At 63.7% G+C, this 13,816-nt stretch carries 13 protein-coding genes; 11 read left to right on the forward strand and 2 right to left on the reverse strand.

The features are described from left to right. The first annotated feature begins 44 nt into the window (after positions 1-44). The 6 genes from dapB to zwf all read left to right on the forward strand — a co-directional run bounded on the left by dapB (position 45) and on the right by zwf (position 5,487). Complete coding sequence (gene dapB / locus D8W71_RS15565; protein ID WP_121114543.1) at positions 45-803, forward strand: 4-hydroxy-tetrahydrodipicolinate reductase; 759 nt, start codon at positions 45-47, stop codon at positions 801-803. A 6-nt stretch (positions 804-809) separates the two neighbouring features. Then, positions 810-1,274, forward strand: coding sequence for a hypothetical protein (locus D8W71_RS15570; protein ID WP_121114545.1), 465 nt, complete (start codon positions 810-812; stop codon positions 1,272-1,274). Continuing rightward, positions 1,274-1,726 carry a flavodoxin family protein gene (locus D8W71_RS15575; RefSeq protein WP_121114547.1) on the forward strand — a complete coding sequence of 151 codons (453 nt, stop codon included), beginning with the start codon at positions 1,274-1,276 and terminating at the stop codon, positions 1,724-1,726. Before D8W71_RS15570 ends, D8W71_RS15575 begins: the two co-directional genes overlap by 1 nt. Before the next feature lie 85 nt (positions 1,727-1,811). Continuing rightward, complete coding sequence (locus tag D8W71_RS15580; protein WP_121114549.1) at positions 1,812-2,723, forward strand: alpha/beta hydrolase; 912 nt, start codon at positions 1,812-1,814, stop codon at positions 2,721-2,723. Positions 2,724-2,758: 35 nt separating this feature from the next. Next, entirely contained in the window at positions 2,759-3,979 is a 1,221-nt protein-coding gene (locus D8W71_RS15585) for a winged helix-turn-helix domain-containing protein (RefSeq protein ID WP_121119295.1), read from the forward strand. A gap of 53 nt (positions 3,980-4,032) precedes the next feature. Next, the gene (zwf, locus tag D8W71_RS15590) at positions 4,033-5,487 is read left to right on the forward strand and encodes a glucose-6-phosphate dehydrogenase (protein WP_121119297.1); all 1,455 of its coding nucleotides are present in this window, start codon (positions 4,033-4,035) and stop codon (positions 5,485-5,487) included. A 17-nt stretch (positions 5,488-5,504) separates the two neighbouring features. Here the strand turns inward: zwf and D8W71_RS15595 are convergent, their stop codons facing one another. Next, positions 5,505-5,948 (reverse strand): toxin-antitoxin system HicB family antitoxin, encoded by a 444-nt coding sequence (locus D8W71_RS15595; RefSeq protein WP_121114551.1) that lies wholly within the window; start codon positions 5,946-5,948, stop codon positions 5,505-5,507. Between the two features lie 51 nt (positions 5,949-5,999). On the opposite strand from D8W71_RS15595, the gene thyX reads away from it, so the two are divergent. Genes thyX through D8W71_RS15610 form a run of 3 tightly spaced genes read left to right on the forward strand, consistent with a single transcriptional unit; the run spans position 6,000 to position 9,583 of the window. Further along, the gene (gene thyX, locus D8W71_RS15600) at positions 6,000-6,800 is read left to right on the forward strand and encodes an FAD-dependent thymidylate synthase (RefSeq protein WP_121119299.1); all 801 of its coding nucleotides are present in this window, start codon (positions 6,000-6,002) and stop codon (positions 6,798-6,800) included. Between the two features lie 39 nt (positions 6,801-6,839). Continuing rightward, positions 6,840-7,748 (forward strand): 4-hydroxy-tetrahydrodipicolinate synthase, encoded by a 909-nt coding sequence (gene dapA / locus D8W71_RS15605; protein WP_121114553.1) that lies wholly within the window; start codon positions 6,840-6,842, stop codon positions 7,746-7,748. Further along, positions 7,745-9,583, forward strand: coding sequence for a ribonuclease J (locus tag D8W71_RS15610; RefSeq protein ID WP_121114555.1), 1,839 nt, complete (start codon positions 7,745-7,747; stop codon positions 9,581-9,583). Before dapA ends, D8W71_RS15610 begins: the two co-directional genes overlap by 4 nt. A 46-nt stretch (positions 9,584-9,629) precedes the next feature. Here the strand turns inward: D8W71_RS15610 and D8W71_RS15615 are convergent, their stop codons facing one another. Continuing rightward, a complete protein-coding gene (locus D8W71_RS15615) occupies positions 9,630-10,409 on the reverse strand; it encodes a sulfite exporter TauE/SafE family protein (RefSeq protein ID WP_121114557.1) in 780 nt (259 codons plus the stop codon). Between the two features lie 61 nt (positions 10,410-10,470). Here D8W71_RS15615 and D8W71_RS15620 point away from each other — a divergent pair, with 61 nt between their 5' ends. Both D8W71_RS15620 and D8W71_RS15630 read left to right on the forward strand, forming a co-directional pair. Continuing rightward, entirely contained in the window at positions 10,471-11,094 is a 624-nt protein-coding gene (locus D8W71_RS15620; RefSeq protein ID WP_201265096.1) for a TIGR03085 family metal-binding protein, read from the forward strand. A gap of 60 nt (positions 11,095-11,154) precedes the next feature. Continuing rightward, positions 11,155-13,803 carry a DNA translocase FtsK gene (locus D8W71_RS15630; protein ID WP_201265097.1) on the forward strand — a complete coding sequence of 883 codons (2,649 nt, stop codon included), beginning with the start codon at positions 11,155-11,157 and terminating at the stop codon, positions 13,801-13,803. Positions 13,804-13,816 lie beyond the last annotated feature (13 nt).

Consider the following 13,816-nt stretch of genomic DNA (forward strand, 5'->3'; position numbering starts at 1 on the left):
CTTCACCTGCAGGGAGCGTCTCGGTCGAAAAGAGTGGAGCAGAAGTGAGTTCAGAAGTACCCGTTCGTGTCGGTGTCCTGGGCGCCCGCGGCAAGGTTGGGCAGGCGATCTGCGCTGCCGTCGAAGCCGCAACGGACCTGGACCTCGTCGCGACAGTCGACCAAGGTGACGAGCTGACGATGTTCACCGACGCAAATACCCAGGTCGTGGTTGATTTCACCCACCCTGACGTCGTGATGGACAACCTGAAGTTTCTCGTAGAGAACGGCATCCACGCGGTCGTCGGTACCACCGGCTTCGACGAAGGTCGCCTCGATTCCGTTCGGTCGTGGCTGGCGGCGTCGCCGGAAACAGGCGTTCTGGTAGCGCCGAACTTCGCCATCGGCGCAGTTCTGAGCATGCGCTTTGCCGAACAGGCCGCGCGGTTCTTCGATTCTGTCGAGGTGATCGAACTGCACCACCCGAACAAGGCCGATGCGCCGTCGGGAACCGCCTACCGAACCGCTGAGCTGATCGCGACGGCGCGAGCGAAAGCGGGCGTGGGCCCGAGCCCCGATGCGACGACGGTCGAACTCGACGGTGCGCGCGGCGCCGACGTCGACGGTGTCCGAGTGCACTCGATTCGTCTTGCCGGACTGGTTGCGCACCAAGAAGTGCTGCTGGGCACTCAGGGCGAGACCCTCACCATCCGTCACGACTCGCTCGACCGGACGTCGTTCGCACCGGGAGTACTGCTCGGGGTGCGCGAGATCGGAAGCCGGCCAGGGCTCACCGTCGGCCTCGATCCGCTACTCGATCTGTAAACGATCATGAACAAGGTAACGAAAGTTGTTCTCATCATCGGCGTGATGGTGCTGATCCTGGGGTTCTACTTCTATCTGCTCGGTACCAGGGGCATCTCGCTGATCCAGACCGGCGGCGCGGTGAATATCGGTCTCGGAATCGGCGTTCTCATCCTCCCCGTCATCGGAATTTGGATCATCGGCGCCACGCTGAAGGCGGGTTTCGAGCATCAGCATCTAGGACAGCGGATCCGCGACGAGAACCTGGAGCTCGACGTCTCCGACCTGCCGAGAATGCCCTCCGGTCGTATTTCCCGTGAAGCAGCCGACGAGTTGTTCGCACAGATCAAGGGGGAGTGGGAGAAAGACCCGGACGACTGGCGCAATTCCTACCGGCTCGCACGCGCCTACGATTACGCCGGAGACCGTGGTCGAGCTCGTGAAACGATGAAGCGTGCGGTGGCACTGGAGCGTGAGGACGCCGGATCCTGATGGCCACTCTTCTTCTCGTACATCACACTCCGTCGCCGCACATGCAGGCCATGTTCGAGGCAGTGGTAGCCGGGGCGACCGATCCCGACATAGTCGGTGTCGAGGTGATCCGACGCGCGGCGTTGTCGGTGTCCTCGGCAGAATTCCTGGCGGCCGACGGTTACGTCCTTGGCAGCCCGGTGAACCTCGGTTACATCTCCGGCGCCCTCAAGCATGCATTCGACGGCGCCTATTACCAGATTCTCGACTCGACTCGGGGCCGACCGTTCGGCCTCTACCTTCATGGGAACGAAGGAACCGAGGGCGCGGAGCGGGCGGTCGGCTCCATCACCACAGGCCTGGGGTGGACCAAAACCGCGGAGTTCGTTGTCGCGTCGGGTCCGCCTACCAAGGGCGATCTCGAGGCGTGCAGGGAACTGGGCGCAACCGTCGCCGCACAGCTGATGGAGTGACGGTCCGCCGAAGTCGGACACAATTCTTCCTCTTCTCGTCGCGGCGGTGCTGCCCACGAACGGACCTCCGAGCTAGTCTCGCGGCATGGCTCCTGGTCGATATGCGAGTTTCCTGCCGCAGAAGTATCGAACGAGTACGGAGCCCGAGTCGACGACTTGGCGATGGCGAGACAACGCCGTGCATGTCGCGAGGGCGGGCGCCGGCGACTCGCCCTTCAAGGTACTGGCCGTGCACGGAGCAGGTGGACACTCGGGCGCGCTCTGGCCGTTCGCGGCGTTCGCGGCGACCAGAGGGGCAGAGGTGCTCTTTCCCGACATGCCGCTGTACGGACGAACAGTCGTGTCCGACCCAGGTCGCGTTCGATACGAGGATTGGGTCGAGATGCTGTGCGACCTCGTTGTCTCCGAGCGACAACGTGATTCACGTCCGCTCGTTCTGTTCGGTGCGAGCATGGGCGGCATGTTGTCGTACGAGGTCGCAGCGCGAACCGGTCAGGTCGACGACGTCGTCGCGACGTGCTTGCTCGACCCGTCGGACCCGGCTGCACGCTCGGCGGCGGCACGCTACAGCTTCGTCGGTCGGCCGGCGCCGACCCTTCTGAAGCTCGGTGCGTCGGTGTTCGGCCGGGCACGCGTTCCGGTGCGCTGGCTGATGGACATCGACAACATGAGCGCCGATCCAGAACTGTCTGCGCTGTGCGCCTCAGATCCGCTCGGGGGTGGTGTGTCGTTGCCGCTCGGTTTTCTCAGCAGCTTCATGTCCTTCGAACACTCAGCGCCGGAGACGTACACCGGGCCGAAGGTGACCCTTGCGCACCCTGCGGAAGATCGTTGGACGCCAATGGAACTCAGCATCCGATTCTTGAACAGGATTGCGGGCCCAACCTCGCTGGTGCTCCTCGAAGGGTGCGGCCACTTCCCCATCGAAGAACCCGGTGTGTCGCAGCTCGTCTCGACCATGGAAGACATCGCGCGATCGCACGGATGGAATCCGTAGAAAACCGTGTCGGACCGCCGTGGCAAGGTGGGGCCATGCGCGAAATGAGTGCTGCGATGGCCAGGCGTGCTGCTCTGGCCGCGCAGGGGTTGGCGTCGCCGCACACCGTGACGGAGCGAGGCGCGTCCACCCGCGCAGTGCAGAAGGTCATCGAGAAGAACCGATTGCTGCAGATCGATTCGGTGTCGGTGCTGGTTCGAGCGCATTACGCGCCGGTGTTCAGCCGCGTGGGGAAGTACGACCGTGCGGTTATCGACACCGCGGCATGGACCGACACGACGCGACGGCCTCGAAAGCTCGTCGAGTATTGGGCGCACGAGGCCGCGCTGATCCCGGTCGAGGACTGGCCGCTCATGCGATGGCGAACCGAGCTCTATCGAGACGGTAGGTGGGGTGGCGCAAAGTCGGTGGTCGAGCGCAATCCGGCTCTCATCGGCGATGTACTCGACGTGATCACCGATGGAGGGCCGTCGAGCGCAGGCGACATCGAACGCGCTCTGGAGGTGGAGCGACCGGGCCGAAAAGGTCCGTGGTGGGACCGTAGCGACATCAAGATCATCGCCGAACAATTGTTCGCTGCCGGTGTCGTATCAGTGGCAACGCGTACCGGATTCGTCCGTCACTACGATCTGAGCGAACGCGTGATACCCCCGGAGATACTGGGACAGCGTGTCGACGAAGCCGACGCCGTCCGCTCACTAGTCGCGCAGTCGGCCGCCGCGCTCGGGATCGGAACCGAGCCCGATCTTCGCGACTACTACCGCCTTTCGCAGAAGCAGACGAAAGCTGCGATCGTCGACCTCGTGGAAGGTGGTGTGCTCGAACCCGTGGCAGTACGGGGATGGTCCACGCCTGCGTATCTCCATGCCGACGCTCGGATCCCGAGGTCCGCCACGGGGGCCTCGCTTTTGTGTCCGTTCGACCCGATGATCTTCTTCCGACCCCGCGTCGAGCGAATTTTCGACTTCCACTACCGGATCGAGATCTACACCCCTCAGCACAAACGGGTCCACGGGTACTACGTCTTCCCGTTCCTGCTCGACGGCGACTTGGTCGCGCGGGTGGATCTGAAGAGGGACAGTGTGCGGTCCGAGCTTCGAGTGCTCGGCGCGTTCGTGGAAGGCGATCGCGACGCACGGACCATCGCAGCTGCGCTCGCTCCCGTGCTTGTCGAGATGGCCGAATGGTTGGAGTTGGAATCGGTGGTCGTCGGCGAGCGCGGAGATCTCGTTTCAGCGTTGGCATCGGTTTTGTGAACAATCCGCCTTTCGCTCAGCGAGCCGAGCCCATCGGTGCCACTATTTCGGATGTGACCACGCCCGCGTCTACGAAATCCAGTGAACTGCCGCCTCAGGTCGTTGTGCTCTTCGGCGCCACCGGCGATCTGGCCCGACGAAAACTGCTGTCCGGCATGATGCACTTGGCATTGTCGGATCTTGCCCCGCGGATACGCGTCGTGGGTACGTCCCTCGAGGAGATGACGAGTGACGAGTTCCGGCAGATGGCCCTCGAAGCTATCGACGAATACTCCACGCGCAAGGTGTCCGAAGAACAGTGGCGACAATTCGCAGGCAAGCTCAGCTATGTGTCGCAGAAGTCGGGCCCGGCTGCTCTCGGCGAAGCGGTAGCGCGTGCGGAGATCGAGTTGGGTCCGGGCACCAAACGTCTGCATTATCTGTCGGTGCCGCCCAAGGCTGCGCTGGCCGTAGTTGAGATGCTGGGCGCTGCAGACCTGGTCAAGCGGTCTCGCATCATCATGGAAAAGCCCTTCGGTACGGATCTAGCCAGTGCAATCGCACTCAATGCGAAAGTGCACGAGACATTCGACGAGGAACAGATCTTTCGCATCGATCACTTCCTCGGGAAGGAACCGGCCCAGAACATCCTTGCGTTCCGGTTCGCGAACGGCCTCTTCGAACCGATCTGGAATCGAAACTTCATCGACCACATTCAGATCGACATCCCCGAGAAGCTGACCCTCGACGGGCGAGCCAACTTCTACGAGTCGACCGGCGCATTCAAGGACATGGTGGTCACTCATCTGTTCCAGGTGCTTGCGTTCATGGCGATGGAACCCCCGACGGCGCTGGAACCACGTGCGATCAGTGAGGAGAAGAACAAGGTCTTCCGCTCGATGCTGCCTGTGGATCCGCGAAAGGTGGTGCGCGGGCAGTATTCCGGCTATCGCTCGGAACCTGGAGTAGCTCCGGATTCGGACACCGACACCTTCGTCGCGCTGCAGTGTGAGATCGACAACTGGCGTTGGGCGGGGGTTCCGTTCTACCTCCGAACCGGAAAGCGACTGGCAGAAGGGCAGAGAATAATCTCCATTGCCTTCCGAGAGCCGCCGAAGAGCATGTTCCCGACCGGCTCCGGCGTCGGTGCGCAAGGCCCCGACCATCTCACGTTCGACTTGGCCGATGCGTCCAAAGTATCGCTGTCGTTCTACGGGAAACGTCCGGGGCCGGGTATGCGCCTGGACAAACTCAGCATGCAGTTCGCTATCCAGGAAACCGAAAGGGTCTCCGACGTTCTCGAAGCCTATGAGCGTTTGATCCTGGACGCGATGCACGGCGACCACACTCTGTTCACCACAGCGGAAGGAATCGAGCGCCTGTGGGAGGTCTCCGCGCCACTTCTCGCGGATCCGCCGCCGGTGCGGCAGTACACGCCGGGATCGTGGGGGCCAAACGCGATCCACCAGCTGATCGCGCCTCATGCGTGGCGGCTGCCGTTCGAGCGGGCGTGGCGCGAAAAGAAATAGTCGCGGCTCAGGACTACTCAGTAGGGGCGTTCCTTGCGCATCTGATCGCGCAGTGCGCCTTGAACCGCCTGCGACAGCCACGAATTGAGCGATACGCCGTTCATCGACGCAGCCTCTTCGGCGCGTTCCTTCACGTGCTCGACCATCCTCAGCGTGACGCGGCGAACTTCGCCGGTGACGTCGTCCATTGACGGGTAGTCTTGCGGCTCGCTCGCATCGGAGGTCGATGTGACCTCGGCGACCGCGTCGTTCCCGGCGAGCCGAAGGTGGACGGCGTGATCGTCCAGCTTGTCGGATATCTCTTCGGCAAAGTCGGACAGCGCCTGTAGCAGCATCAACCTCGCTGACGCCTGTGCCGCGGACGCGAGCGCATCGGCAGTGTTGCGGGTGTGTTCGTCACCCAGTGCGGCGGCTGCCAATAGGTCGGCGCGGAGGGCAGCGGTGTACTTGTCCAGTTCCATGACATCAGTCTGACGTCATCCATGCCGTCACGCAAGGTGTCACTGTGGCGCATGCATAGAGTTGCGTGGAGGTTCGAGCTGGTCGAGTGGAGGAGAAGAGTGTCCAAGACGGTGTCACTGAAGGTGCAGTTGGTCGCGAAAACCGACTTCATCTCGCCCGAGGACATTCCGTGGGAAACCGACGCCGACGGCGGCCAAGCACTGGTGGAGTTCGCCGGGCGGGCCTGCTACCAGAGTTGGTCGAAGCCGAACCCACGAACGGCCACCAATGCCTCTTACCTGCGTCACTTGCTCGACGTCGGTCACCTGTCGGTCCTCGAACACGCCACCGTCAGCTTCTACATCAGTGGGATTTCTCGTTCGTGCACCCACGAGTTGATTCGGCATCGACATTTCTCCTACTCGCAGCTGTCGCAACGCTTCGTACCGGAGAACGACGCAAAGGTGATCGTGCCTCCTGCGATCGTGGGCAACCCGGAGTTGGAAGCGCTGTTCGAGAAGGCCACCGACGCGAGCCGCGATGCATACGTCGAGTTGCTGAATGCTCTCGAACGCACGTCCGACGGGGTGGCCAATGTCGCGCTCCGTGGAAAACAAGCCCGTCAGGCTGCCCGATCGGTCCTACCGAACGCCACCGAGACCAAGGTCGTCGTCACCGGCAACTACCGAGCTTGGCGGCACTTCGTGTCCATGCGTGCATCCGAGCACGCCGACATAGAGATACGCCGTGTCGCCGTCGAATGCCTGCGCCAGTTGGCGACCGTTGCGCCGGATGTCTTCGGCGACTTCGAGGTCTCGGCGTTGCCCGATGGATCCGAGGTGGCCCACAGCCCCTTCGTCACCGAGGTCTGAGGGAATTCGGGCAGCGCGTACCGGGTAGCCTTGCTGACCATGACATACGGTGATGCCGCTCCTCCCACTTCGCCGGCGTTCGGCACGGTGCTCACCGCCATGGTGACCCCGTTCGGTGCCGACGGAAAGTTGGACATCGACGCGGGAGTTCGCCTGGCTCATCATCTGGTCGAGCAGGGGCACGACGGATTGGTCCTTGCCGGAACGACCGGAGAGTCTCCGACCACCACCGAAAACGAAAAGCTCGACCTCATGCGCGCGGTCATCGCCGCTGTCGGAGACCGTGCACGTATCGTTGCAGGCGCGGGAAGCAACGACACTGCGCACAGCGTCGAACTCGCTCGCGACGCCGCTCGCGCAGGTGCCCACGGCTTGCTCGTCGTCACTCCCTACTACTCACGGCCCCCGCAGGCAGGGTTGTACGCACATTTCACCGCAGTGGCCGACGCGACAGATCTACCGGTCATGTTGTACGACATTCCGCCGCGTTCGGTGGTGCCGATCGAGACCGAGACATTGCGTAGGCTGTCCGAGCACCCGCGGATCATTGCGGTCAAGGACGCCAAGGGTGATCTGAACGCCGGAGCCGAGCTGATCGCATCGACCGGATTGCAGTTCTACTCGGGCGACGACCCGCTGAATCTGCCGTGGTTGTCGGTCGGAGCCACTGGTTTCGTCAGCGTCATCGGTCATCTCGTCCCCGCGCGTCTACGCGAACTGCATACCGCATTCATGGTCGGCGACATAGCACGTGCGCAGGCCATCAACGTCAGCCTCATCCCCGTCATCAGGTCGGTAGCCCGCCTCGGTGGCGTCAGCGCATCGAAAGCAGGGCTACGCCTCATCGGCTTCGACGTCGGTGACCCCAGACTTCCCCAGGTGCCACCGAGCATCGACCAAATCGATTCGCTCGCAGCAGATCTGCGAGCAGCAGGAGTTCTTGTATGAGTAGACCAGCACGATCACGCGGCCGCGCAACCCGAAGCGCAGGCCCTCCCGCCGACAAGCCCGCGCAGGCGTCGCGGCCGGCGTCCAAGCCGGTAGTGCAGAATTCTGCACGGACCCAGCGTCCGGACACCCGCAAGGAGTTCGATCCGACCGATCGTCTCGGGACTCCGCCGAAGGCGCCGTTCAAGGGTCTACGGATCGTCGCGCTCGGAGGCATCGGCGAAATCGGTCGCAACATGACCGTGTTCGAGCATCAGGGCAAGATCTTGATCGTCGACTGCGGCGTTCTCTTCCCCGAGGACCAGCAGCCCGGCGTCGACCTGATTCTTCCCGACTTCCGGCACATCGAGAACCGGATGGCGGACGTCGAAGCGGTCGTCCTCACGCACGGCCACGAGGACCACATCGGAGCGGTTCCGTTTCTGCTTCGGCTCCGCCCTGACCTGCCGGTCATCGGGTCCAAGTTCACGCTTGCCCTGGTAGCGGCAAAGTGCCGTGAACACCGCCTGCGGCCCAACCTCGTCGAGGTCATCGAGGGCCAGAAGACCACTCACGGTCCGTTCGAGTGCGAATACTTCGCCGTCAACCACTCGATTCCCGATGCACTCGCCATCGCGATCCGCACCGAGGCAGGCCTCGCGCTGCACACCGGTGACATCAAGCTCGACCAGTTGCCGCTCGACGGCAGGCTCACCGATCTCGCGGGATTCTCGCGTCTCGGTGACGAGGGCGTCGACCTGTTCCTGGTGGACTCGACCAACGCCGAGGTGCCCGGATTCGTTACCCCCGAGCGCGAGATCGGTGGAGTTCTCGACACCGTGATCGGCAAGGCGAAGCAGCGCGTCATCGTCGCGTCGTTCGCCAGTCACGTGCACCGCATCCAACAGGTCATCGACGTTGCCGAGCGCTACAACCGCCGCATCGCATTCGTCGGTCGGTCCATGGTCCGGAACATGCAGATCGCTCAGGACCTGGGGTACCTCCGAGTGCCCGACGGGTTGGAGGTCAACGTCGACACTGCGGCGACCCTGCCCGACGACCGGCTCGTGCTCATCTCCACCGGGTCGCAGGGTGAGCCGCTGTCGGCGCTCTCCCGGATGGCACGCGGTGAGCATCGGCAGATCAACGTCAAGGCGAACGATCTCGTCGTGCTCGCGTCGTCGCTCATCCCTGGCAACGAGAACTCGGTGTTCGCCGTCGTCAACGGTCTCGCCAAGCGCGGCGCGACCGTGGTGACCCAGCAGAATGCCAAGGTTCACGTATCCGGCCACGCATCGGCGGGCGAATTGCTCTATCTGTACAACGCCGTTCGTCCGACCAACGCGATGCCAGTGCACGGCGAGTGGCGTCACCTACGAGCGAATGCCGCTCTTGCGAAGGCCACGGGAGTCGCCGAGGACCGAGTCGTTCTCGCCGAAGACGGCGTCGTGGTCGATATGGTCGACGGTCTCGCGCGCATCACCGGTCAGGTGCCCGTCGGACACGTCTACGTGGACGGACTGTCGGTCGGTGACGTCGGCGATTCGACGCTGTCCGACCGACTGGTGTTGGGGGAGGGTGGCTTCATCTCGATCACAGTCGCCGTCGATTCCACCACTGGGCGTGCCGTCACGGCTCCGGAAGTATCGGGACGTGGATTCTCCGACGACCCGACCGCTCTCAAGGAAACCGGTCAGCTCGTCGAAGCAGAACTGCAACGGCTGGCTTCCGACGGGGTCACCGACACGCACAGGATCGCGCAGGCGGTTCGGCGAGTTGTCGGTCGCTGGGTTGCAGACAAGTACCGACGCAAGCCGATGATCGTGCCGACCGTCATCGCGGTCAAGCAGAAGTAGTGCGCGCTGGCCTGACGCTGTGTTCGAGCGTCAGGCCAGCAACCCGTCAGGCCAGCAACCGCCACAGGCCGACGAGGCCGATGACGACGATGGTGATTCGCAGTGCCCACGGGGACAACTTCCTGCCGTACCGTGCGCCCACCGACCCGCCCACGAGCGATCCGGCGGCAATCAATCCGGCCGCGGCCCAACTGATGTCGTCGAAGGCGACAATCGTGTACGTGGTGGCTGCGACGACGTTGACAATCAGTGACAACAGGTTCTTGGCTGCGTTCATTCGCTGCATGGAGTCCGGGAGAAGGACACCCATGACGCCGATCAGCAGAATTCCCTGCGCCGCCGTGAAGTAGCCCCCGTAAATTCCGACGACGAACGTACCGACGGTGAGCAGCATGAGCTTGGTTCGGCTGACGTGGTCCGCCGCGACACCGGCGGCCTCCGACCGGCGCCTGGCCCACCCCTGAATCGCAGGCTGGGCTACGACCAGCACCAACGCCCCGACGAGCAGGACCGGCACGACCGCGCTGAATACGGACGGCGGCAGATGCAGCAGCAGCCACGCACCGCCCAAGGCCCCCACGAACGATGCCGGCATTTGCCATGCGAGCCGTGACCACTGGCCGCGCAGTTCGCGCCGATAGCCCCAGGTTCCCGACACGCTGCCCGCCACGAGACCGATGGCGTTGGACATCGTCGCAACCACAGGGGGATACCCGAATGCGACGAGGGTCGGGAACGTGATGAGTGTCCCGGAGCCAACCACTGCGTTGATGGCGCCCGCGCCGAGCCCGGCAAGGAGGATGATCAGAATTTCATGGATCGGCACCGATCCGAGATTACGGACGCTTCCCGGCACGGCCGACACAGGGCACGTACCGTGGATCGGTGTGACCCTCGCACAGCACGAACGCGCAGAACTCGTATCGACCTTGACGGCCGTCGGCGAATCGGCCCCGACTCTCTGTGGAGACTGGACCGCCAAGGACCTCGCCGCCCACCTCGTCGTCCGCGAACGGCGGCTCGATGCAGCGCCGGGGATACTTCTTCCGTTCCTCTCGGGCTACACCGAGAAGGTTCAGAGCAACGTCGCGGCCCGCCCGTACAGAGACCTCGTTGCCGAGGTGGCAAGCGGCCCACCGCTGTGGTCACCGTTCAAGGTCCTTGATCCGTTGATCAACGTTGGGGAGATGTTCGTCCACCACGAGGACCTGCGACGTGCCAAGCCGGAGTGGGCGCCCCGCATGCTGTCGGTGGACCTGCAGAACAAGCTGTGGTCGATCGCAGGGCTCGTGGGACGGCTTGCGTACCGCGCATCGCCTGTCGGAGTGGATCTGGTAACTCCGGACGGGAGAACAACGACCGTGAAGAAGGCCGGCGGACGCCGGGTGGTGCTCACGGGCGCACCGTCGGAACTGCTCCTGCATGCTTTCGGCCGCGACGCGGTCGTTCTGGATTTCTCGGGTGATCCGGCCGACGTCGCTGCAGTCCAGGGACTGAACCGAAGCTTCTGACAGCTCTGTTACTCGTGTTGCGGATGGTTTCCAAGGGGCTCTTGCGACTAACCTAGGGGGATGGCAGGAAAGACCAGCACCCGAAGCTCGAGAGCCGGCACAGCCGGAGGCTCGTCGACATCGCGTGCTTCGGGGGCATCTCGTAAGGCTCCCGGAGGGCGAACCGCGCGCACCGTGACCACTCCCAAGAAGCCGACTGCACCCCGAAAGGCCGCTCCCCGCGGCGGGGCAGCACGATCCGCGGCGCCGCGGAGGCCTGCGAAGAAGAAGGGCAGCGGCGTCGTGTCCGCGGTCGGACGGGGCATCTCTTCCACCTGGTCCATGGCGGCGAAAGGCGTCGGTGCAACTACTCGCACCGTCAGCAAGGCCAAGGACATCGAACACGGTCACCGAAGAGACGGCATCGCGCTCGGGCTCATCGCGGTCAGTGTCGTCTTCGCGGCGGCAGTGTGGTTCAGCGCAGGCGGTCCGATCGGCGAGGGAATCGAAATCGCCGTGCGCGCGGTGGTGGGTGACGCCGGCTACATTGCTCCCGTCCTCGGAATTGCACTTGCAGTGATCCTCATGAGGTCCGAACCGAATCCGGAAATCCGGCCCAGGCTCGTCCTCGGTTCTCTACTTCTCGCGCTGCCGATTCTCGGCCTCTGGCATCTTGCGGCAGGGTCGCCGGCAGACGCCGAGGGTCGTTCGACCGGCGGCGGTTTCGTCGGGTACGTGGCGGGGGGACCGATCACGGACGGCGTGACCGTGTGGCTTGCCGTTCCGCTGCTGCTCCTGGCCGGACTGTTCGGGGTGTTGCTCCTCACCGGGACCACCGTCCGCGACATTCCGGATCGCCTGCGGTCGTTGTTCGGTACCGACAGCCGCGGTGACGAATACGGTGACTACGACCCGGCCGACTTCGGGTCGGATTTCGGCGACGAGGGCTACGGCGACTACGACGCTGCCGGCTTCGACGCCGACGGATATCCGGTCGACACGTCGTCGAGCGACCCGTACACCAACTATCCGACCGAGGAGTACGTCCCGGTCAAGAAGCCCCGCGCGCGAAAGACCCCGCCGGAAGCCCCGACCGAGGTCATCGAACCCGAGGCAGCCGCAGCACCGCCCGTATCGGTTCCGACGCCACCGCGCCCGAAGCCGAAGCCGATCGTCAAGGCAGCGGAACCGAAGCCTGCAGCCGACGAGGACAAGATCGTCGTGGACCGCGTGGTCGACGGCGATTACACGCTGCCCTCACTGTCGTTGTTGATCGACGGCGATCCGCCGAAGACGCGGAGCCAGGCCAACGATGCGATGATCGAGGCCATTTCGGAGGTGCTCGAACAGTTCAAGATCGATGCTGCGGTCACAGGTTTCACTCGCGGACCGACCGTGACTCGGTACGAGGTCGAACTGGGTCCCGGCGTCAAGGTCGAGAAGATCACCGCGCTCGCCCGCAATATCGCCTACGCGGTCGCTACCGACAATGTCCGGTTGCTCGCTCCGATCCCGGGTAAGTCCGCGGTCGGTATCGAGGTACCGAACTCGGACCGCGAAATGGTTCGATTGGCCGACGTGCTCACCGCGCCGTCGACCAGGAAGGATCACCACCCGCTGGTGATCGGCCTCGGCAAGGACATCGAGGGCGATTTCGTGAGTGCGAATCTCGCGAAGATGCCTCACCTGCTGGTAGCGGGGTCGACTGGATCCGGTAAATCGAGTTTCGTGAACTCGATGCTGGTGTCGCTGCTCGCGCGGGCGACGCCGGACGAGGTACGCATGATCCTCATCGACCCGAAGATGGTCGAGCTGACCCCGTACGAGGGAATTCCGCACCTCATCACCCCGATCATCACCCAGCCGAAGAAGGCCGCGGCGGCGCTGGCGTGGCTGGTGGAGGAAATGGAGCAGCGTTACCAGGACATGCAGGTCAACAAGGTCCGGCACATCGACGACTTCAACAAGAAGGTGCGCTCGGGAGACATCTCGGCTCCGCTGGGTAGCGAGCGTGTGTACCGCCCTTACCCGTACATCCTCGCTATCGTCGACGAGCTCGCGGACCTCATGATGACAGCGCCCCGTGACGTGGAAGACGCCATCGTCCGTATCACTCAGAAGGCACGTGCTGCAGGTATCCACCTCGTCCTTGCTACACAGCGGCCATCGGTCGATGTCGTCACCGGACTCATCAAGACCAATGTGCCGTCGCGACTTGCGTTCGCCACCAGCTCATTGACGGACTCACGCGTCATCCTCGACCAGCCGGGGGCAGAGAAGCTGATCGGTATGGGTGACGCGTTGTTCCTGCCGATGGGGGCGGGCAAACCGACCAGGCTTCAAGGCGCATTCATCACCGACGAGGAGATCGCGGCGGTCGTCGACTTCGCCAAGAATCAGGCCGAGCCCGAGTACAACGACACGGTGACCGCGGCCAAGGCGTCGGAGAAGAAGGACGTCGATCCCGATATCGGGGACGATATGGATGTTCTTCTTCAAGCTGTGGAACTGGTCGTGTCCAGTCAGTTCGGTTCGACGTCGATGTTGCAGCGCAAGCTGCGGGTCGGTTTCGCCAAGGCGGGCAGGCTGATGGACTTGATGGAGAACAGAGGCGTGGTCGGGCCGAGCGAGGGCTCCAAGGCTCGCGAAGTGCTGATCAAGCCCGACGAGCTCGACGGGCTGCTGTGGTCGATTCGAGGCGGCGACCCCGACGAGGAACCCGCGGATTGATGCGGCTCCGCCG

This window comes from Rhodococcus sp. P1Y, from assembly GCF_003641205.1.
Lineage (GTDB): Bacteria > Actinomycetota > Actinomycetes > Mycobacteriales > Mycobacteriaceae > Rhodococcoides.